The organism is Rhizobium sp. SG570 (assembly GCF_012275345.1).
GTDB lineage: Bacteria > Pseudomonadota > Alphaproteobacteria > Rhizobiales > Rhizobiaceae > Rhizobium > Rhizobium lusitanum.
The window spans coordinates 19,484-40,098 of record NZ_JAAZQI010000004.1; the positions used below are offsets into that span (position 1 = coordinate 19,484).

Below are 20,615 nucleotides of genomic sequence, written 5' to 3' on the forward strand. Positions count from 1 at the left end.
TCGTATGGTTCCTGCAATGCGACAAGTCTAAAGTCCCTTGAATAACGGCGATCACGCCGTAGTTTTTTATCGAGGAGTTCGAAGCCATGGACATCAAACGCAGCGGTTCCCAACCATCGGCCAAGGGACCGGAAGAGTATTTCACCGGCACGGTTCGCCTCGACGCGCCCTTCAGCGGCCGCGGCAATCTCAGTGGCGCAACCGTGACTTTCGAGCCGGGCGCCCGCACGGCGTGGCACACGCATCCTTTCGGCCAGACCCTGCTCGTCGTCTCCGGTCTCGGACGTGTCCAGCGCGAAGGCGGTCCGGTCGAGGAAATCCGCCCCGGCGACATCGTCTGGTTCCCGCCAGGTGAAAAGCATTGGCACGGCGCGGCGCCCGATTGCGCCATGAGCCACATCGCGATCGCCGAGAAGGAAAACGGCTCGCCGGTAACCTGGATGGAGAAGGTGAGCGACAAGGACTATCTTGGGAAGCCGCAATCATGAAACCCCATGTCATCTGCCATATGATCTCGTCGCTTGACGGCGGGCTGCACCCCAGCCGCTGGACCGAGAGCCCAGACGGCAGCCGTGTGGATTGGACGGCACTGTACCAGTCGTGCCACGAGAAACTGGAAGGCGACGCCTGGATGGTCGGCCGCGTGACGATGGCGGAAATGAGCAAAGGCAATCCGCATCCGCCGCGCGAGCACGACAAGGTCGACCGATCCAGCCATTTCGCCAATCGGGAGGCTGCCAATTATGCGATTGCAGTCGACACGTCAGGCAAATTGCATTTCACCAAAAATGAAATCGACGGCGATCACGTCGTCGTCCTTCTTGGTGGCGACGTGCCGGACAGCCATCTTGCCGAACTGGCGGGAGACGGCATTTCCTACATCGTCTCCACACAGCCGCAGTTCGATCTTCCCGCCATGCTCGACACTCTCAATCGCGAGCTTGGCATCAAGCGCCTTCTGCTGGAGGGCGGCGCCGGCATCAACGGTTCCTTCCTCGCGGAAGGTCTGGTCGACGAAATCAGCCTGCTCGTTGCACCCGCTCTCGACGGACGCGCCGCGAGCCAGAGTTTCGTCGAATTCGGTGAAGAAGGCCTGGCGGGCAAGGTGGCACTTTCGCTCAAGAGCTGCGAAACGCTTGACCACGGCGTGATCTATCTGCGCTACACCGTCGCGCCGCGCTGAGGCTGGCCAAGGAGCACTTTGCCCAAGGCTATGCAGTCAGGTCTGGAAGGAGGCCGCCGGCGGCGGCCTCGGAAATCAACCTCAAGCTCAGCGGCCAGTCGTCTTCATCAGCTGTTCGGGATAGCGTTCGCCTTCAATGGCGATCTCTGCGGCAGCCCGCTGGATTTCGGCCAGGTCATCGGCACTCAGCTCGCGAGGCAGCATCTAACGATTAGACGGCATAATCGGCATAGAGTTATATTCATGATTCATGAGTGGGCGACGCCGAGCGCAAAATGCGTGCGCCCCCTGCTGCAAATGCTGGTCGCCATGAAGCCTAAGCTCGCCTCAGACGAGTTTTGCGACGATATCCTCCAGAGCCAGCGCCGCCCCCAGCAGCCGCTCGTCCTGTTCCTTCGGAGCGGACAGCAAGAATCCCACGGGCATGCCGGCGCTGCCGGTGCCGCAAGGCAGCGATACGCCGCACCAGTCGAGGAAGTTGCCGATCAAGGTATTGCGCAATGTCTTGAAGTTGACCTTGACGAACAGTTCGTCATCCGCCTCAAGCGGCGCAAGCGCGGGCGCGACATGGGCGACAGTCGGATAGGCGATGAACTCATTCGGCCCGATCATGCCGGCCACGTCCTTGATCAGCTGCTCGCGCACCTGCAATATTTCCAGATAGCCGACCAGCGTGATCTTCTCGCCTAGGCGCGTGCGCGCCACGACACGCCGATCCATGGCTTCAGCCTCAGGCCCGGCCAACCGGCGATGATGCAGGGCGAAAGCCTCGGCGGTCACCAACGGGCCATGCTCGGCCATCACCTGAAAGAGCCTGTCGAAAGCGGGGAAAGCGGCGCGCCGGACCTTGACGCCGGCAGCGCTCAGCCGGGCAAGCGTCGCCTCGAACGCCTCCGCCACGCCGTCCTCGACATCGTCCATGACGACAGTGGTCGGCACGACGACTGAAAGTCCGGCAGGATTCGCGAGGATGATGTCGGGTGCCGCACGGCCACGCATCGCCGCATCGACCCAGACGGCGTCCTGAACGCTGCGGCACAGGGGGCCGAGCGAGTCGAGGCTGGTTGCCAGGGGAAAGACCCCCGCCATGCTGTAGCGGCCGCGACTTGCCTTATAGCCGACAAGGCCATTGAAGGCCGAGGGAATGCGCACCGAACCACCGGTATCCGTGCCGATCGACACCGGCACCAGCCCGGAAGCGACGGCGACAGCGGAACCGGAGGAAGACCCGCCCGGTATCCGGCCGACATCCGTGGCCCGTGGATTAAGCGGCGTGCCATAATGTGGATTGAGGCCGAGGCCGGAAAAGGCAAACTCGCTCATATTGACCCGGCCTATCGCGACCATGCCGGCTGCTTTCAGCGCCTTTACGACATCCGCATCCTCTTGCGCCGGCGCGGCATCCGCGAGCACGATCGATCCTGCCGTCGTGGGCAGGCCCCGAATAGCAAAAAGATCCTTCCAGGCCACCGGAATACCATCCAGCAACCCGCGTGAGCGCCCTTCCCGCAATCTCCTTGACGATGCAATGGCTTCCTCGCGCGCACGCTCCTCGAGCAGGCGCGTAAAAATCGCCTGATCCTTGTGCATACGGATCGCGTCCAGGCTCTCTTCGACCAACGTGACAGGATCGAGACTGCCGGACTGGATCAGGACCGACAATTGCGCGATCGACTTGCCGAGATGTGTCTGTGTCATGACCCCTGCTCTCCTCTGCCGCCGACAAGCTGCATCCAGCGACGAACAAGATAGTTGTGCTCATCCATTGTCGTATTCCAAACCGCAATGCAATTGGCGCGCTGCCAATAGGACCCGCCGCTGCGCACCGAGCCCGCCTTTATCCTGATCTGCCCATCCGGTCCGGGCAGGTCTTCGGTCGCGGCGACCCCATCATACCAGTATCCCCATTCCGCCGGCGTCATGAACTGACGCGAACGTTGCGGCGTTGAGATGTAATATCCCTGCCGTGCGACGACGGCGCCCGGCCAGCCAGATATCCACCAGTTCAGATAGTCGTAGGCGACATCGAGAAGGCGACCGCTGAGATGTTTCGACAGGCATAAGCCACCATGCCAGGCGCGATAGCCCTCGGCGGGCACAGCCTGCTCGACCGGCACGCCCCTGGAATTCAGGATGCCGATGCCCGGCGACCACATGCTTTGAACGCTGGTCTCACCGGCGATCATCAGCCGGGCGGCGTCTTCGGCCGTCTTCCAGAAGTCACGGAAGAAACCGGCTTTCTTGCGCTCTTCCAGCAAGTCGATCAGCTGATCGATCTCCTGCACCGACATGTTGCCGATATCGTCGAAGGACATCAGGCCCGCGGCTTGTGCGGCGAGCGCCGCATCGAAAATGCCGATGGCGGGCTCGTCCACCAAGGCCACGCGCCCGGCCCATCTTTCGTCAAAGAGTGCGCTCCAGGAATGCATGCCGACGTCATCGTGCGCCTGATCGGTTCGATAGGCGAAGCTGTCAAAATTATGGGTGGTCGGAAGCATGGAGATGAGGCGCGAAGGCGTGTCGCCCAAGGCGAGATTCGGCTGAACGAAGAGCTTGCGGGCGGGCACATCGCCGAGCCCCAGCCGCGGGTTGGGTCCGATATGGCCGGTCTTCGTCAGATCGTTGATCTCGTCCCACAAGACGATGCGCTGTGTGTCGATCGGCTGGATGGCGCGCCAATGCCAGACGATATCGAGATTATGAAAGCACTGATCGTAGATGTCGTATGTTTCCGGCTCGCGCGCCGCCTTGTACTGCGTCGTCAGGAAGTCGTTATTGTCGAACGTCACGTCGATGCCGAGATCGGTCTGCGCGCGAAGCCGCAGTTCCTCCAGCAGCGAGATCGCGGTGCCGAGAACGCGCAGACGCGGCCGCCCTGCCAGATGCAGGGCTGGAGCAGACACGGTCTTTGCCATGGGTTGATGCTTGTTCATGAAGGGATCGATTATCCTATTGCGCCGCCATTGCCAAAGAAGATGCGGCAGATGGCGTCTGCGGCACGCGTGCCAATGTGAAAGCCTCGAAGGAGCGCTTGACCACGGCGCCATCGATCCCATCCAGGATGAAGACCAGACGTGACGTACGGTCGCCGGAGGGCCATGTGTCCATGTGAACCGGCGCGTGGACCAGATGCTGAACCCCATGCACCGCGACGGGACGCTCTTCGCCCTTGAGGTTGAGGATGCCCTTCACGCGCAGCACGCGCTCCCCATGCCGGTTGAGCAGCATGGTCAGCCAAAGGCCGAAAGCGGTCCAATCGACAGGCCGGTCGACCCTGAGCGAGACGGAGGAAATCGCCGCCTGATGGGGCACGCCCTCTGCCGAAACGAGCTGCAGCGGCTCCTCGCAATAAAAGCCGCTTTGCGACAGGCAGCTATCTGGCGAGACGCTCGCGCGCATGTCCGCAAGCGAGGACAGATCGAGATCGGGATCGGCTGCCATCAGGAGCGGGGCATCGGGATTGAGGATGCGAAGGCGCTCTTCAAGTGCCTGTCGGTCGCAATCCGCCGCGAGATCGGTCTTGGTCATCACAAGTCGGTCGGCGATCGCCGCCTGCCGGTTGGATTCGATATAGGTCTCCAGCTGGCGCAATCCGTTGACGGCATCGACAGTCGTGATCACGTTGCCGGCGCGGAAATGATGCCTGAGCACCGGATCGGCCTTGATGGTCGACAGCACCGGAAAGGGGTCGGCAAGGCCGGTGCTTTCGATGATGACGCGGCGGAACGGCGGCAACAGCCCGCGCTCGCGTTTGGAATAGAGGTCCTTGAGTGCCGTGGCGAGCTCGCCGCGGACGGTGCAGCAAACACAGCCGGAGCGCAGCAGCACCATGTCGCCATCGACGCGTTCGACAAGATCGTGGTCCAGCCCGATCTCGCCGAATTCGTTGATCAGCACGGCCGTATCGGCAAATGCCGCATCCGCCAGGATGCGCTTCAACAGCGTCGTCTTGCCGGAGCCGAGGAAGCCGGTGAGAAGATTGACCGGCAGGAAGCCATCGGGCTCAATCATCATGCCGCGCCTCCATCCGTGTCATGAATACGATATCAAGGGGATCACACGGTCGGCCGACGAGCCTTTCGGCCGCCGGCCAGAGATGCCCGAGGTCTTCGATGATCTCGCTCGAGCCCGTTCTCGTGGATAGGACGAAGGACGCGCCCTGCCAATCGGAGAGAACGAGGCCGAAGCCGGAGAGCATTTCGTTGGCCGCACGGACGCGCTCGGCGCGTTCACGCCGCCGCTCCGGGCTGGCGTGATTGCGCGTAAAGACGCCCGGCCGGGCCGCAGCATCGGTCCAATGCTCATTGCCACCGAGAACACCGCACAGTGAGCACATGATGATCGTTCCTTCCGAAAACGGCTTCGCCCTGTCGAGACTAGCCGGCTATTTGGCGCGCGGGAAGCGGGCAGCGAAGTCGTCGGCGATCTCATTCATCGTCACGAACTTCACGCCCGGATGCTTGATCATATGCGCATAAAGCCGCTCCAGCATCATCAGCACCTGCGGCCTGCCGGCCACGTCCGGATGGATGGTGATCGGGAAGACGGCATAGTCCATTTCGCGATAGACCCAATCGAACTGATCGCGCCACATCTGCTCGATATCGTGCGGATTGACGAAGCCGTGGCTGTTGGGAGCCTTCTTGATGAACATCATCGGCGGCAGATCGTCGAGATACCAGGAAGCCGGGATCTCGATCAGATCGGTCTCCTTGCCCCTCTTCAGCGGCACCATCCATTCAGAGGGCTTGCGGGAATAGTCGATCTTCGTCCAGCTGTCTCCGACCCGCACATAATAGGGCGTGAAGTCTTTGTGCATCAGCGAGTGATCGTACTTGATGCCGCGCTCCAGAAGCAGCTCGTTGGTGACGTTGGAGAATTCCCACCAGGGCGCGACATAACCTGTAGGACGCTTGCCCGAAAGCTTGGTCACGAGCTCGATGCACTTGTCGAGGATCTCGGTTTCCTGCTCGCGCGTCATGGCGATCGGGTTTTCATGGCTGTAGCCGTGAATGCCGATTTCATGGCCGGCATCGGCCACCGCCTGCATCTGCTCGGGAAAGGTCTCGATCGAATGGCCGGGGATGAACCACGTGGTCTTGATGCCGAACCGCTCGAAGAGTTTCACCAGCCGCGGGCTGCCGACTTCGCCGGCAAACAGGCCGCGCGAGATATCGTCAGGCGAATCCTCGCCGCCATAGGAGCCGAGCCAGCCGGCCACGGCATCGACGTCGACACCAAAACTGCACAAGATTTCCTTCGCCATGGGATGACCTCCTTTGATCAGGTTTTCTATAATCAGTGAGCTGGAATGACGGTCGCGTCGGCCGGATCCCAGGTAAGCATGACCTCGGCCCCCACGGGGAAGGCGCCGGGCCTGTATTTGTCGATATGTGCTTCCAGGGCGAGACCCCGGCCATCGGGCAGGCTGACGCCGATCTGCGAGATATGGCCGACGACATCGAAGCGGTCGACGCGCGCGCCGACGACATTGCCGCCGAAAGCGCCGGCGAGGCTTTCTCGCGCCGAGGTCTCGGCCGCATGCACTTCGATCGCTTCCGACGGAATAACGATATTGACCTTGCTGGAAAGGCCACCGTTGGCCTGACCTGAGAGCATGCCGAACGATGTGGAGACGAGCGTATTATCGGCTTGAGCGCCGGCGACTTCGCCTTCGAAGATGGTATTGCGGCCGATGAACTGCGCTACGAATGGCGTGTCGGGGCGCGTGTAGAGCTGATGCGGCGGGCTGATCTGCTCCACCCTGCCCTGGTTCATCACGACGATCCGGTCGGACAGCGCCAGCGCCTCCGACTGGGCATGCGTGACGAACACGAAGGTCAGGCCGAGCCTCTTCTGCAAGAGCTTAAGCTCGTTCTGGATCGCTTTGCGCAGATTGGCATCAAGGGCGCCGAGGGGTTCATCGAGAAGCAAGACGTCGGGCTCGACCACCAATCCACGTGCAAGCGCGATGCGCTGGCGCTGGCCGCCGGAGAGCTTGTCCGGCTTGCGCTCGGCAATATCCTCAAGCCCGAGCGTGGCGAGGATGCGGTCGACCCGCGCATCCCGCTCGCCCTTCACCACGCCTTTGACCTCGAGACCGTATCCGACGTTGCGCCGGACGGTCATATGCGGGAACAGCGCATAGTTCTGGAAGATCATCGATGTCGGCCGCTTCTGCGGCCGTACATCGTTCATTCGCTCGCCCTTGATCATCATGTCGCCGGAGGAAATGCTCTCGAAGCCGGCAATCATGCGAAGCGTCGTCGTCTTGCCGCAGCCCGACGGCCCCAGAAAGGCGATGAACTCCCCCTTTTTGATCGCAAGGTTGAAGTCGATGACGGCGGGAGTGCCATTGTCATAGACCTTGCCGGCATTGATGAGTTCCAAGTCATAAATCATGAGAGATCTCCGAGCGTGGGCAGAGAGGCCGGATTGGCCTCCCCGCGGGGCAAGAGGCAGATGGCCGAAGCCTGTGCCAGACCCAGATCAGGCATTGAGGAATTCATCCCATTTCTGGACGAGATGGTCGTATTCGTCCGGCCACTGGTGCCAATAGGCCACGTTCTTTGCGCGCTCCGAGAGCGAGCCGCCGTCGCGCAGGTCGCCTTCCTTGATGCCGCGCTCTGCAGCGCCCACCCATGGCTTGCCCTCGTACCAGAAGGCGTATTTTTCCGGCGCCATGACCTTCTGGATATTGGTCGAGGGCGAGTAGTAGCCCTGCTCCGATACGGTGATGCCCGGCTCGCCCGACAGCCAGTAGTCGGCATAGGCGATCACGGCTTCCTTGTTGGGCGTGCCCGATATCATCGAAGGGCCGATCGCCCAGCCGCGATAGCCTTCCTTCGGCACCGCATATTTGCACGCCTTGCCCTGGGCCTTGACGGCCATGACCGCCGGCTGCCAGGCGTCGCAGACGACCATCTCGCCCGATGCCATAAGGTTCACCAGCTCGCCGAAATCACCCCAAAGCGCCCGGAACTGCCCGTCCTTCTTCTTGGAGACGAGGAATTTCGCCGCTTCGTCGATTTCGGCCGCGGTCGGGTTGCCCGGGTTCTTGACGCTCGAAAGCCCGAGCGTGTTCATGGCCATGATGGCCTGGCCGAATGCGATCAGCGGATCGGTATTGAGGCCCGACTTGCCTTTCCACTTCGGATCGAAGATCGCCGACCAGCTATTGGCCTCTTCGGCCGACAGCACGTCGGGATTGTAGCCGATGGAATCGTAGTTATAGACGGCCGGCACCATGTTCAGCGTGGTCTTGGCATCGTCGGCCCAGATCTGGCCGACGATCTGCTGTTTCGGCCCCCACTTGTCGGATGGCGTCGTAAAGGTGTCACGAATATTGGCCCAATTTTTCAGCGAGGCGGCCGGGATCGCTTCGACATTGTTGGTCATCACGATCGACGGCAGGCGTTCGCCGATAATCTCCCAGCAATCGTAGTCCTTGGAGCCAGAGAGGATCTTCGTCTGCGCATCCGGGAAGGTCGCTGCCGTGCCGGAGGTCTGACCGACGCCGCTTTCCTTGCGGAAATCGGCGAGGATTCGTTCCTGAACGGTAACGGAAAGACCGATGGTGCGCAGCTGCTCCTTGGCAAGACCGCTTGCCTGTGCGTAAGCCATCCGCGACGATAGGAATGGCGTGCCGCCCCCGATCGCCAGCGCCATCATGCCGGCCGATTGTTTCAACAGAGAGCGCCTGTTCATTTCCATTTTGGACATCTCATGTTCTCCTGTGCTGATTGCTGTTCCCTGAGCCCTTGGCGGGCCTGCTTTATTGCCGTATCGCGTGGCGCCCGGCCGCTGCCGGAGCGCCGGCGATCAGTACCGCCCCACCAGGAGGCCACCATCCACGACCAGAACCTGGCCGGTCATGTATCTCGCGCCCTTCGACGCGAGGAATGCGATCACATCGGCGATATCTTCCGGCTCGCCGAGCCGGCCCATGGGGATGAATTCGGCTGCCTTCTCGGCACCCGCAGGGCCGAGCGAATTCTCTTCCGAGAGCAGTTGCGCGGTGCGGATATAGCCGGGCGCAATGCCGTTGACCCTGACGCCGTCTTTCGCCAGCTCGACGGCAAGCCCTCGCACGAGCCCAACAACGCCGGACTTGGCGGCCGAATAATGGACATGCTCGTCCCATCCGTAGGCGACGCCCATGATGGAGGAGAGTGCGATGATGCTTCCTGATTTACGGGCGCGCATGCCGGGCGCCGCAGCACGCACCAGCTTGAAGATACCCTTCAGGTCGACATCCATCGTCAGGTCCCACTTGTCGTCGCTGAGCTTGGCGAGCGGGGTGCGATGGGCGATGCCGGCATTGGCGACGATGACATCGATCTTGCCGAAACGCGCTTCGACATCGGCGACAAGCTGGCTGGCAGCGTCCGTCGAGCGGACATCGTAGAGGTGGAATTCAGCCGAACCGCCGGCAGTGAGAATGTCGCGAACGGTCGCCTCGCCCTCGTTTTCGAGGATATCGGTGACGACGACATGATCGCCGAGCGCGGCAAAAGCCTTGGCTGTCGCCTGGCCGATGCCGATGCCTGCGCCGGTGATGATGACAACCCGCTTTTGTAAACTGTCCATCTGCTTCTCTCCTTCAGAGCATCACGTCGCCGGAATTAGGCCCTAGCGTCTGACCGACGAAGAGGCTTGCGGCCGGCGATGCCAGGAACGCCACGGTCGCGGCCACCTCTTCAGGCTCGCCGAAGCGGCCGAGCGGCAGCTCGCGTTTCTTGCGCTCGCGCCATTCCTCGGAAAGCCCCAGTACCAGCGGCGTGTTGATCGGCCCCGGCGCCACGGCATTGACCCGCACGCCGCAGCTGGAAACCTCGCGGGCAAGCGCCTTTGTCATGCCGATGATTGCCGCCTTGGCGCCGGAGTAATGGACGAGCTCGATGCCGCCGATCTGCCCGAGCTGCGAGGCGACGTTGACGATCACCCCCTCGCCGCGTCGAAGCATTGCCGGCATGACCGCCTTGGTCATCAGGAAGGTGCCGCGAACGTGCACAGCAAACATCCGGTCGAAATCCTCAAGCTCGAGATCCTCGAAAGCAGCCTGATGCGCGATGCCTGCATTGTTGACGAGAAGGTCGACGTCGCCGTGCGAGGCCTTGGCGGCAGCATGGATCGCCGCCACATCCTCGGGCCGGGCGACGTCGCCGGCGATCGCGGTCGCCATACCGTCTGCCGATATGATTTCCGAAGCGACGACCTGAGCCCGGTCGCCGGAGAGATCGTTGACCAAAACCGCATAGCCGTCAGCCGCAAGCCGGAGCGCGATAGCCCGACCAATACCCGAGCCGGCGCCGGTGACGATTGCAGAAGCCCTATGCGTCATCATGCGTCCTCCTGGATGCGGATGCGCTTGGCGCGGCGAACCGACAGCCCCATCAGGATCGCGTAGGTGCCGAGAAGCGCGAAGGAAAACAGCGTCGTCAGCACACCGAAGGCAAAAACGTTCGGATGAACCTCGACGGAGAAGGTGCCGTAGATGGCGAGCGGCAGCGTCAATTCCCGGCCGGAGGCAAACAGGGTCCGCGAGAACTCGTCATAGGACAGCGTGAAAGCAAAGAGCATGGCCGAAAGCACGCCGGGAAAGATCAGCGGGAAGGTCACCTTGCGGAAGGTGCGCGCCGGGGTGACGCCAAGCGACCAGGACGCCTCCTCCATGCTAGGATCGAACCTGTTGAAGATCGCCAGCATGACCAGGAAAGCGAAGGGGAAAGTATAGACGACATGCAGGACGAAGGCCGTGCTCCACCAATGCCGGTCGATGCCGAAAGCATTGGCGACGAGCGCCATGCCGAGACCGACCAGCACGCCCGGCACCATCATGCCGAGAACGATCAGATAGAAGACGACGCCCGAGCCGCGGAACTTGCGGCGGAAGGCCTGGGCGGACATGACGCCGAGCACCGTCGAGACGATCATGGTCATCAGCGCGAGGGATAGCGAACGGATCAGCGCCTGATCGATCGGCAGGGGCGCGATGCGCGAGGGCGGCGTCAACCCGAAGAGATGACGATACCAATAGGTTGACCATTCGATGATCGGGAATTGCGGGCCGCCCTCCGGGCCGGTCTGGAACGACAGGATCGCCAGGACCGCGAGCGGCCCATAAAGGAAGATGAGAAAGAGCGCCGTATAAACACCCAGGCCGAGTTTGATGCCGCCAGCGTTCATGATCAAAGCTCCTTTCTGAGGTCGACGACCCTGAGCAATGCGGCAATGACCGCGCCCATGACGATGGTCAGGATGACGCCCGCGACCGCCGCAAAAGCCCATTTCAGCGAGCCGACCTGGGTGACGATGATATTGCCGAGCAGATTGACCTTTCGGCCGGACAGCGCGGCGGCCGTCGCGAATTCGCCGAGAACCATCACGGAGACGAAGATCGAGCCGACCACTACGCCCGGCATGGACAGCGGCAGAATGATCGTGCGGAAGATGCGCCAGAAACCGGCACCCAGATCCTGTGCAGCCTCGATGACCGAGGCGTCGATGCGGCCCATCATGAACGCGATCGGCCCGACCATGAAGACGCAATAGATTTGCGTCATACCGATGATCACGGATAGCTCCGAAAACAAGAGCACTTCGATGGGCTGCTGCACGATGCCGAGCTTCATCAGGATCATGTTGATCGCCCCCTCGGTACCGAGCATCGGCCGCCAGGCGAGAACGCGGATCAGGAACGATGTCCAGAACGGAATGACGCAGAGGACGAGAAGCACGGTCTGCAGCGTCTTATTCTTGACGAGCAGGCCGACGAAGAGCGCCGCCGGATAGCCGACGACGAGGGTCGATATCAGCACGAGCAGCCAGATGCGGATCGTCGTCCAGAGAGCCCCGAGATATGTGGGGCTGGTCAGGAACGTGACCCAGCTCTGCAAGGTCAGCGTCGGCTCGATCTTGAAGGTCGTCTGCGTCCAGAAGGAAACATAGACCATCATCAGTATCGGCAGGACCAGAAAGGCGAGCATCCAGATCATGCCCGGCGCCAGCAGCCAGAATGTCTTGTTCGATGCCCTGCGCACAGTTGCGCTTTCCTCTGCGGCGTCCTCGCTTGTCGCAACCATGGTCATCTCTCGCTCTCCTTGGCAGGTCCGGGGGAAGGTTTCGGGATGCTCAGATCAACCGAAGACAAGGGCATCCTCCTTCTTCCAGACGAGCGCATAGCGATCCTTTTCGACGAAGGCCGGTGGCCGGGCGTGGCTGAGATGGGACTCGACCTCGAAGACGTGCCCGCCATCGAGCGAGAAGAAGGAATTGACCGCCGCGCCCGAATATTCGCTGGCGATGAAATCGCCCTCGATACGGACCTCATCGTCCGACAGCCGGGCATCGCGAGAACGGATCGAAACGCGATCATAGCGGATGGCATAGGCCGGCTGCGGCGCCTTCCTACGCGACGCGTTCAGCGGAAAGCGGCCGGCGGGACCGACGAAGGCATCCTCGACGACAGCACCAGCAAACAGATTGTAGCAATTGAGATAGCGGGCGACGGCTGCCGAGGCCGGGCTGTTGTAGACGACATCGGAGGCAGCGGCCTGCGCGATGCGGCCGCGATCGAGAACAAGCACGAGATCCCCCATCGCAAGGGCCTCGGATTCGCTGCCCGTCACATGCAGGAAAGTCACGCCGCAGCGCTCCCTGATAATCTTGAGCTCACTTCGCATGCGGCCGCGCAAGTTGGCGTCGAGCGCGCCGAGCGGCTCGTCGAGCAGCACCATCTTCGGCTCCGTCACCAGTGTGCGCGCCAAGGCGACGCGCTGGCGCTGGCCGCCGGAAATCTGCGTGACGGCGCGATCGTCAAAGCCCTTGAGACCGACCAGCGCCAACATGTCCTGAACCCTCGAGGCCAAGGCGCGCGGATCGGTGACCGGATCGACCTTGCGATTGCGCAGGCCGAAGGCGACGTTTTCGGCAACGGACAGATGCGGAAACAGCGCAAAGTTCTGGAAAACGAAACCGATGCCGCGATCATGTGGCTGAACACCATCAAGGCGCTTGCCATGAAAGAGGATCGAGCCGGAATCCGGCTCCTCGAAACCGGCGATGACACGCAGCAATGTCGTCTTGCCCGACCCGCTCGGTCCGAGCAGCGAAATATAGGCATCGTCGGGCAGAGAAAAATCCACCGCATCCAGCGCGGGCGCCGCGCCATAGGACTTGGTGACTTGCTTGATCTGAAGAACGGTCGACACCGATTTCCTGCCAGTTTCAAGGCAAGGACCATCCTTTAGGCAAAGAGCCGCCATCGCCGGATCAGCATTGATCCGGACACCAGACGTCCGTCTGCTTTCGCGCATGATCACATGCGCGTCAAAGAGATGTTCCTTGGCGTTTCAACGAGTTCCACCTGCGGCGCTTCTGATGAGCGCCTTGATGATGAAAGCATCGCATAAATGATTTTTGTATTCAATAGACTTTTTTTCAAAAGTCTGATTGCCCGGCAACAAATATCAAAACCTCAACCGACATCCAGAGCATTAGACGCGAGAAACTCCCGTCGAAAGGCCCCAAAGTGTCGTCACCATATGATCGAAGCAAAGGCAGCCAGGTCAGTGCTTCCTACGGAAATAACTCACAAAAATGCGTATTGCATCCCGCACACCTACCCTCGCCGCGCATCGGCGCCGGCTTACGGAATGGCATTTGTTGAATTTCGTATTCAATAGTCATTTATTTTTGCGCTATATTGACGCTACAAAAAGCGTAAGAGTGAGGCATCGGAACGACATGAGTCCATTGCATCAGATGACCGAAAACGGTGCGCGGCCCAGCGCGCAGAAGCGCTACGAGATCGCGGAGGATGTACTGCGCGGCAATATCGAGGACAGCACGCTGCCGCCCGGCGTCGTGCTGCTCGAGGGCCCGATCGCGGACATCCTGCAGATTTCGCGCGCGCCCGTGCAAAGGGCGCTCCAGACGCTGGAAAGCGAGGGGCTGGTCCATCGCTTCAACGGGCGCGGCTATCTCGTCGGCCCCGCCGGCCAGGGCATCGAACCGAACCGCATTGATATCAAGACGCTCGGGCTTACGATTCCGCGCCATGCCGACGAGGCGCTGCAAAGTCGTGCCTCCTGGGAGCGGATCTACAACACGGTCGAAGCGGATGTGGCCGGCTGCGTCGTCTTCGGCCAATATCGCATCATCGAGATCGAACTGGCCGATCATTTCAATGTCAGCCGCACCGTAGTGCGCGATGTGCTGACCCGGCTGCGCGAACGTGGCCTCGTGCGCAAGAACCAGTCCTCCCATTGGATCGCCGGGCCGCTGACGGCGCAGATGATCAAGGATCACTTCGTCTTGCGCGGCATGCTCGAGCCCCAGGCACTGATTGCAGGCGCCGACCACGTCGATCGTGGGCGATTGAACGACCTGTTCCTGCGGCTTTCGGATCTGGAGCAGCACGAGCCCGCCGATCATCTCGCGGCTCTGGAAGCGATCTATGCCGATTTCATCGACGTCTGCATTCTTGCAACGCCGAATGAGCGGTTGAAGGAATCGATCCGCAACAATCTGCTGCCGGTGACGGCGACCGAGCGGTTGCTGCGACGGCTCGGCCTGCCCGGCGACCCGGCCATCATCACCGAACTGCGCCTGGTGGCGGAGCTCTTGCTGCGGGGTGCCGTGAAGGCGGCAGCCGCAATGATGGAGAATCATCTGGAGGCCGCCGTCAACCGAACGATCGCGCAGATGAAGATCGTCGCAATCATTCCCGGCCCAAGCGTGACGGCCGCCTATCTGACGCGCGTTCTCGAATAGGAACCGGCGGAGCCGGCTGCGTGCTACCTACGCATCCAAGACGCCTATCACTGAGAAGGCTTCACCACAGATGCCGGCCAGGGATTACGGCCTTCCCGAAGCCACGTCAGCGTATCGGCCCAGAAGCCGCTCGCGTGGCTATCGTGAAACAGGGCGAAATGGCCGATTGCTTCGCGGCCAAAATCGGCAGGTTTCAGCAGCACGACCCCGTGTTGCGCGCCGGTATAATAGGTCAGCGCGCGGCGCACCGCCGGCACGGTGCCAAGCTCGTCATCCGAAACCGCGATCGCCAGGATCGGAGCCTTGACGGCCGCCATCCGGCAAAGCGCATCTTTCCGTTCGTTTCGCGGATGGTTCAATTCGAACCGGCGCCGGCGAAAACTCCACTCGTTCGCCACATTGCGGGGCAGGTCCTCCAGCCAACCAAGTCGACGACCGGGAAAATAGCCGCAGAAGGCCGTAATCGCAGGCATGGCGACATGCCATTTGACGAGCAGACCCAGCCGCCGGCGCGGCGCATAATCACCCCACCAGGCATATTGGGCGCCCAAGGTCAGCATTCTCTCGATCATCGCGGCACTTTCGGCCAGCCCCGGCAGAAAACCGCCGATACTATGGCCGACCACCATGAGCGGGCCGCCGCGCCGATAGCCGGCCATCAGCCGCAGCGCAGCGTCAAAATCCTGCTCGCCCCACTCCCGCCAGCGATAGCCGACGCCCTTGAGGCTTTGCGGACGCGATTGGCCGATGCCGCGGTAGTCGAAGGTCAGCACATCGAAGCCATGCCTCGCCAGAAACTGCGCATAGCGATGATAGTAGCGTGCAAGAACGCCCGTTGCCGGATTGATGATCACGCTGCCCGCGGGGATATTCGTCTCCGCGCGCCAAAGATGGCCGCCAAGGACCACACCGTCCCGACAGGAGATGGAAATTGGCCGACCGCTGATGGTCGATGGATGGATTGCCTCTTCACTCATGCCCGACAGCATGGGATGATCGCCGCACTATGTATATTCACTACTCGGTATACTTTTGACGATGAAAGCCCAGCCCCCGCCGACACGTGATCGTATTCTCCAGGCCGCTGCGAAGCTGTTTCATCATGACGGCATCCGGGCCGTCAGCGTCGATGCGATCGCCGAGAAAGCAGGCGTGACCAAGCGCACCCTTTACTATCACTTTAGAAGCAAGGACGATCTCATCGCAGCCCATCTGGAAGCGCGTGATCAGCCGAATCTTGCTCTGTTCAAACGCTGGTTCGAGGAAACGGAAGGCAACGTGGCTACGAAAGTCGCCGGCCTCTTTCGCCAGCTTGCCCGCTCTGCGCGCAATGGAAAATGGAAAGGCTGCGGCTTTCTGCGCACGTCGGTCGAGCTGGTCAACCTTCCCGGCCATCCGGCCTTGGTTGCGGCGCGCACCCACAAGAAGCATGTCGAAGACTGGCTCTCATCAATTTTTCTGGACGCAGGAGCCGGAACTGATGCCTTGCCGCTTGCTCGACAAATCATGCTGCTTCTTGATGGCTCGTTTACGATCGTCCTGCTTCATCGCGATCCAAGCTATATGGAGACCGCGGCAGACGCTGCGGCGCGGCTTATCGATGAGCGTTTAACAAACGCAAGAATGCCTTAGCGCGGCGGTCCCGGGCCGAAAATGTCCCCAAGAATGGCCATTGTTGCTGCGGGCATGGCATGTATCAGTAGGTGCAGGTTTTTCTCAAATAGACAGAGACGGGAAAATGGGGTTCTGGGAGTTGTTTACCGGAAAGACGTATCCGGCGAAGGGTGTGCCGCGCCGATCGGTCGACGCGCTTCGCGACGCCTTGCTCTCGGTCAATCATGACTCCGCACCCTTCCTCGTTCGCGATGGTACGGCAGAGGGCGTGGACCTGGTTGCGGAGTGGAAAATCGTCGATGCGCAATGGTACGAATTCTTTGCCAAGGCCGGCCTCGAACGGGTCTTCAAGGTGCTGATGCGCTTTGACGAGGCCAAGGGAGAAGTCCGCTCCGTGAACCAGGAATGGTCCGTCGAGTGGCGCGCAGGCATCCCGACAATTGCGCTGGCGGCATCCGCCTTTCGTGGTCAAACCGCGGAGAAGAGCTTCGGGAAGTCCTATGGCTTCCGGGAGGACGGCTCCTTCGGCGCGATCTATGACTATGCATTCGACACATCAGTGATCAAGAAACCGCTGCGGAAGGCCGCATTGGACGCCGGCTGGATCTGGCGAAGTGTGGCCTTCGCCAAACTTTAGGAACGAGGCTCCGTCTAGCCTTGATGCATCGGTTCGCCCTGCAAGCCTTCTGGCGATTGTGATCGAGGGTCTGCATCCACCGAAAGCCGTTCAGCCGATGGGATCAGTACATTCGTGTTGCACCGTGATCGCCATCCACCCCCGATTGCGTCCCCTACGCGAAAGCAGGGGTTTATTAAGCTGTCGCGCTCAAACTGCTGACTTATGCGGCGCATTCTGCTCTTGGACATCGACCCATTCGCATCGACAGCGTCGTCGAAATGGCGCTCATATCCGCGTAGATGAGCTGCGTGGCCACAAACGGATGGAAAACCCCGGTCGCCCACGCCGGCCCGCCGCTGGGCATTTAGAATAGTTTCATTTCCGCGGCGCGATGCCGTAAGGGCCTTATAAAAAGGGAACTTCGAGTTTGACTCGCTCCAGGGAACCGTGGCTACCCGATCAGGATAGTGCCGTATCCTCGCAACTGTCGGCGGATGCCCGATCCTCGGCAACTATCCTCGCCATGGACGGCGAGATCCTGGCTGCCAGTGACGGCCTGAGCGATCTGCTAGGACTTCCCTCATCATCGCTTGCGGGACGCAATATCCGCGATTTCCTGGAGGTACAGGATACCGGCGCCTTCGAAACGCAGTTCCTGGCAGCGATCGCAGCTCCAGACCGGAGCCAAAGGGTCCAGCTCCGCTTGCGCGCCGACGGCGGCATGTCCAAGCCTGTCGCGGTCGCTTTGATGGCTGAACACGATGGCACGCTGGCCTCGGCGATCATCTCCGCTGCGTTCACGGAAGCTGGCGTCGCGAACGACCGAGACGGCGAACAGCCAGGCACGGACAATCGCGCCAGCCTCGCCCTGGTGGCTGCCAAGACCGCTATTTGGGATCATGATCTCGAAAGCCAAGAGACATTCTATTCGGACATGTGGCGGCAGATCAGAGGGCTCGCCATCGACGACCCAGTTCCTCGAACCATGGACGAACTATTGGAATTCGTTCATCCGGACGACAGGCAAACCGTGCTCGATCGCATTCACCAGCAACGACAGCCGAACCTGAACCCCACAATCTTCCAGTATCGCTACCGGCATCGGCTCGGGCACTGGATCTGGATCGAATGTCGCGGCAGTTGCATCAAGTGGGATCGGCACAATCGTCCGCTTAGGGTTCTGGGCACCGACAACGATATCACGGCCAGGAAAGCCTGGGAGGAATCACTGGATCGCATGTCGCGGCGTCTGAAGCTGGCGCTGGAGGCTTCGAAGATCGGCGTCTTCGAGGCGGACTTTGATCGGGGAACGGCGGAGTGGGACGACGGCATGTTCCGCCTCTATCACCTTGAATCGCAGGAGACCGTGAAAATCGGCGGACTGTGGGAATCGATGCTTCATCCCGATGACATGGAGCGTGTCTTCAGGAATGTCGATCATCATGTCGCCAACCTCATTCCGTTTTCGGACGAATACCGGGTGATTTTAAGCGACGGCAAGGAGCATTTCATCCGAACCAGAACATTGCCCTTCATCGACAGCGATGGCCATCGCAAGATGATCGGCGCCAACTGGGATGTGACCGCGGACCTCGCCCTTCAGCGCGATTTGGCGCAGGCTAAGACCCTCGCTGAAGCACGCAATCAGGAGCTCGAGGACGCCAGGAAGCAAATCGAATATGTGGCTCTCCATGACGCGTTGACAGGGCTTCCAAACCGTCGCTTCATGGATCGGATGATCCTGGAAATCGAGGCTGAGTGCAAGTCGAGCGGCTCCGGCCTTGCACTTCTCCATATCGATCTCGATCGCTTCAAGCAGATCAACGACATATATGGACACCATGCCGGCGATGCGTTGCTGCAGCATGTCGCCAAGCTTCTGAAGGAAAGCGTTCTCGAAAGCGATTTTGTCGCCCGCATCGGCGGTGACGAGTTTCTGGCGATCGTCGGCTACGACGGATCGACCGAAGAACTGCGGGTGACCGCCGAGCGCATGATACAGAACATGCGTCAGCCTGTTGTCGTCAACGGCATCGAATGCCGGTCAAGCGCAAGCATCGGCATAGCCCACGAAAGAGGGAAGAATGTCGATGTCGGCCAAATGCTTCTCGACGCCGATATCGCGCTCTATCAGGCCAAGGCGCAGGGGCGCAGCCGCTACCAGTTCTATTCCGCCAATTCGCGCAGCCGCTTTGCGAACGCACAACAGACGACGGAAGACATTCTCATCGCCCTGGAACGGGGCGAGTTCGTGCCCTTCTACCAACTGCAATTCGACGCAAAGACGCTCGCGATCGCCGGCGTCGAGGCGCTGGCCCGCTGGCAGCACCCTTCGCGCGGGCTGCTGACACCGGACAAATTTCTGCCGATCGCCGAAGACCTGAATATCGTCAGCGAGATCGATCATCTCATCTATCGAAAGGCGATCTCGGATCTCGATATCTGGAAGGCGGAAGGGCTGAACATCCCCAAATGCTCGGTAAATGTCTCCTCCCGGCGGTTGCGCGACCCTAACCTCAAGCAACTATTGGATATCGAGCCGGAGAAGGCACGATGGTTCTCGTTCGAACTGCTGGAGTCGATTTTTCTCGACGATCTGGACGAACAAATTGCTGAAAATCTGGCCCATCTCCGCCAGCTCGGCATCAGCATCGAGATCGACGACTTCGGCACCGGCCACGCCTCGATCATGGGCCTGCTTCGTCTGCGCCCGAGCGCATTGAAGATCGACCGTCAATTGACCAAGACCCTGGACACGTCAGCAGAACAGCGCGAACTGGTCGGCTCGATCATCAGCATGGGGCATTCGCTCGGCGTCAAGTCCATTGCCGAGGGCGTGGAGACCGAACGGCACGCCGAGGCCCTGCGCGATCTTGGCTGTGATACGCTGCAAGGCTTCGGATTGGCGATACCCATGTCGTGTTCGGACCTGATCGAATTCGTCAGGCGCTTCGTCGCCAGCAGATCGGACGTACGGCATGATCGCGCTAACTTCCCGGAAGCCAGACCGGCAAAAAAGACCAGCCTCCACCGCATGGGACGCGGCGGAAGCAAGCGCGATTAGTGATATTTCAAGCGTTCCCGGCCGAGGATAGCGGAAGCGTCGACCCCCCCAATGGGCTGGGAGAGATCGTCCGAAATGTCACCGGCGAGCTGCAGGTCGAGATAGCGTGCGCAGCAGACGCGCAGGAACGACGTGAAATTGCCGAGGTCGTGGCCGGCATCGATCGATTCGTGATGCAGCCTGGTAATCAGCTGCACGACATTCATGCCGTCACGCCGGGCGATTTCTTCCAGTTTCGACCAGAAGAAATTTTCCAACCGCACGCTGGTTACCATGCCGTCTATGCGCAGAGAACGCGTCGTACTTTCCCAGAGTTTGGCGTCGGCCTTGATGAACAATTCGCACATGGATGCCTCCCG

Annotated in this window: 20 protein-coding genes and 1 pseudogene; 6 read left to right on the forward strand and 15 right to left on the reverse strand. The window is 60.8% G+C overall.

The genetic code is table 11. From position 1 onward, the window contains the following. Window positions 1-86 precede the first annotated feature (86 nt). Window positions 87-488 (forward strand): cupin domain-containing protein, encoded by a 402-nt coding sequence (locus FHT28_RS09995; RefSeq protein WP_037192572.1) that lies wholly within the window; start codon window positions 87-89, stop codon window positions 486-488. Next, entirely contained in the window at window positions 485-1,183 is a 699-nt protein-coding gene (locus FHT28_RS10000; RefSeq protein WP_168596145.1) for a RibD family protein, read from the forward strand. The genes FHT28_RS09995 and FHT28_RS10000 overlap by 4 nt, the downstream gene beginning before the upstream one ends. Window positions 1,184-1,270: 87 nt before the next feature. On the opposite strand, the pseudogene FHT28_RS10005 reads toward FHT28_RS10000, so the two are convergent. The 13 genes and pseudogenes from FHT28_RS10005 to FHT28_RS10065 form a co-directional block, all read right to left on the reverse strand. Continuing rightward, window positions 1,271-1,375, reverse strand: a pseudogene (locus FHT28_RS10005) (aldo/keto reductase); the annotation flags it as partial. A gap of 135 nt (window positions 1,376-1,510) precedes the next feature. Next, window positions 1,511-2,881, reverse strand: a complete 1,371-nt coding sequence (locus tag FHT28_RS10010; protein WP_168596146.1) for an amidase — start codon at window positions 2,879-2,881, stop codon at window positions 1,511-1,513. Next, window positions 2,878-4,116, reverse strand: a complete 1,239-nt coding sequence (locus tag FHT28_RS10015; protein ID WP_168596147.1) for an extracellular solute-binding protein — start codon at window positions 4,114-4,116, stop codon at window positions 2,878-2,880. The genes FHT28_RS10010 and FHT28_RS10015 overlap by 4 nt, the downstream gene beginning before the upstream one ends. 16 nt (window positions 4,117-4,132) lie before the next feature. Next, the gene (locus FHT28_RS10020) at window positions 4,133-5,197 is read right to left on the reverse strand and encodes a GTP-binding protein (protein ID WP_168596148.1); all 1,065 of its coding nucleotides are present in this window, start codon (window positions 5,195-5,197) and stop codon (window positions 4,133-4,135) included. After that, on the reverse strand, window positions 5,187-5,519 hold the full coding sequence (locus FHT28_RS10025) for a hypothetical protein (protein WP_037192583.1): 333 nt from the start codon (window positions 5,517-5,519) through the stop codon (window positions 5,187-5,189). Before FHT28_RS10025 ends, FHT28_RS10020 begins: the two co-directional genes overlap by 11 nt. A gap of 48 nt (window positions 5,520-5,567) precedes the next feature. Then, entirely contained in the window at window positions 5,568-6,449 is an 882-nt protein-coding gene (locus tag FHT28_RS10030) for a polysaccharide deacetylase (RefSeq protein ID WP_037192585.1), read from the reverse strand. 32 nt (window positions 6,450-6,481) lie between these two features. Then, complete coding sequence (locus FHT28_RS10035) at window positions 6,482-7,585, reverse strand: ABC transporter ATP-binding protein (RefSeq protein WP_168596149.1); 1,104 nt, start codon at window positions 7,583-7,585, stop codon at window positions 6,482-6,484. Window positions 7,586-7,672: 87 nt separating this feature from the next. Beyond that, window positions 7,673-8,905, reverse strand: a complete 1,233-nt coding sequence (locus FHT28_RS10040; protein ID WP_047554568.1) for an extracellular solute-binding protein — start codon at window positions 8,903-8,905, stop codon at window positions 7,673-7,675. A 99-nt stretch (window positions 8,906-9,004) separates the two neighbouring features. After that, window positions 9,005-9,772 (reverse strand): SDR family NAD(P)-dependent oxidoreductase, encoded by a 768-nt coding sequence (locus FHT28_RS10045; protein ID WP_168596150.1) that lies wholly within the window; start codon window positions 9,770-9,772, stop codon window positions 9,005-9,007. Between the two features lie 13 nt (window positions 9,773-9,785). Beyond that, the gene (locus tag FHT28_RS10050; protein ID WP_168596359.1) at window positions 9,786-10,526 is read right to left on the reverse strand and encodes a glucose 1-dehydrogenase; all 741 of its coding nucleotides are present in this window, start codon (window positions 10,524-10,526) and stop codon (window positions 9,786-9,788) included. Continuing rightward, window positions 10,526-11,371, reverse strand: a complete 846-nt coding sequence (locus FHT28_RS10055) for an ABC transporter permease (protein WP_037192589.1) — start codon at window positions 11,369-11,371, stop codon at window positions 10,526-10,528. Before FHT28_RS10055 ends, FHT28_RS10050 begins: the two co-directional genes overlap by 1 nt. Before the next feature lie 2 nt (window positions 11,372-11,373). After that, window positions 11,374-12,273, reverse strand: coding sequence for an ABC transporter permease (locus tag FHT28_RS10060; protein ID WP_037192590.1), 900 nt, complete (start codon window positions 12,271-12,273; stop codon window positions 11,374-11,376). Between the two features lie 48 nt (window positions 12,274-12,321). Next, window positions 12,322-13,395 (reverse strand): ABC transporter ATP-binding protein, encoded by a 1,074-nt coding sequence (locus FHT28_RS10065; protein WP_168596151.1) that lies wholly within the window; start codon window positions 13,393-13,395, stop codon window positions 12,322-12,324. 553 nt (window positions 13,396-13,948) lie between these two features. On the opposite strand from FHT28_RS10065, the gene FHT28_RS10070 reads away from it, so the two are divergent. After that, window positions 13,949-14,959: a GntR family transcriptional regulator gene (locus tag FHT28_RS10070; RefSeq protein ID WP_047554560.1), complete on the forward strand. Its 1,011-nt coding sequence runs from the start codon at window positions 13,949-13,951 to the stop codon at window positions 14,957-14,959. Between the two features lie 47 nt (window positions 14,960-15,006). On the opposite strand, the gene FHT28_RS10075 is transcribed toward FHT28_RS10070, so the two are convergent. After that, window positions 15,007-15,936: an alpha/beta fold hydrolase gene (locus tag FHT28_RS10075; protein ID WP_168596152.1), complete on the reverse strand. Its 930-nt coding sequence runs from the start codon at window positions 15,934-15,936 to the stop codon at window positions 15,007-15,009. A gap of 61 nt (window positions 15,937-15,997) precedes the next feature. Between FHT28_RS10075 and FHT28_RS10080 the strand changes: the two genes are divergently transcribed. The 3 genes from FHT28_RS10080 to FHT28_RS10090 all read left to right on the forward strand — a co-directional run bounded on the left by FHT28_RS10080 (window position 15,998) and on the right by FHT28_RS10090 (window position 20,256). Continuing rightward, window positions 15,998-16,591 carry a TetR/AcrR family transcriptional regulator gene (locus FHT28_RS10080; RefSeq protein ID WP_168596153.1) on the forward strand — a complete coding sequence of 198 codons (594 nt, stop codon included), beginning with the start codon at window positions 15,998-16,000 and terminating at the stop codon, window positions 16,589-16,591. 106 nt (window positions 16,592-16,697) lie between these two features. Next, on the forward strand, window positions 16,698-17,210 hold the full coding sequence (locus FHT28_RS10085) for a hypothetical protein (protein ID WP_168596154.1): 513 nt from the start codon (window positions 16,698-16,700) through the stop codon (window positions 17,208-17,210). Between the two features lie 409 nt (window positions 17,211-17,619). Continuing rightward, on the forward strand, window positions 17,620-20,256 hold the full coding sequence (locus tag FHT28_RS10090; RefSeq protein ID WP_168596155.1) for a bifunctional diguanylate cyclase/phosphodiesterase: 2,637 nt from the start codon (window positions 17,620-17,622) through the stop codon (window positions 20,254-20,256). Here FHT28_RS10090 and FHT28_RS10095 read toward each other — a convergent pair. Next, window positions 20,253-20,603, reverse strand: a complete 351-nt coding sequence (locus FHT28_RS10095; protein WP_168596156.1) for a ribbon-helix-helix domain-containing protein — start codon at window positions 20,601-20,603, stop codon at window positions 20,253-20,255. The two genes, FHT28_RS10090 and FHT28_RS10095, sit on opposite strands and share 4 nt — an antisense overlap. Between the last annotated feature and the right edge of the window lie 12 nt (window positions 20,604-20,615).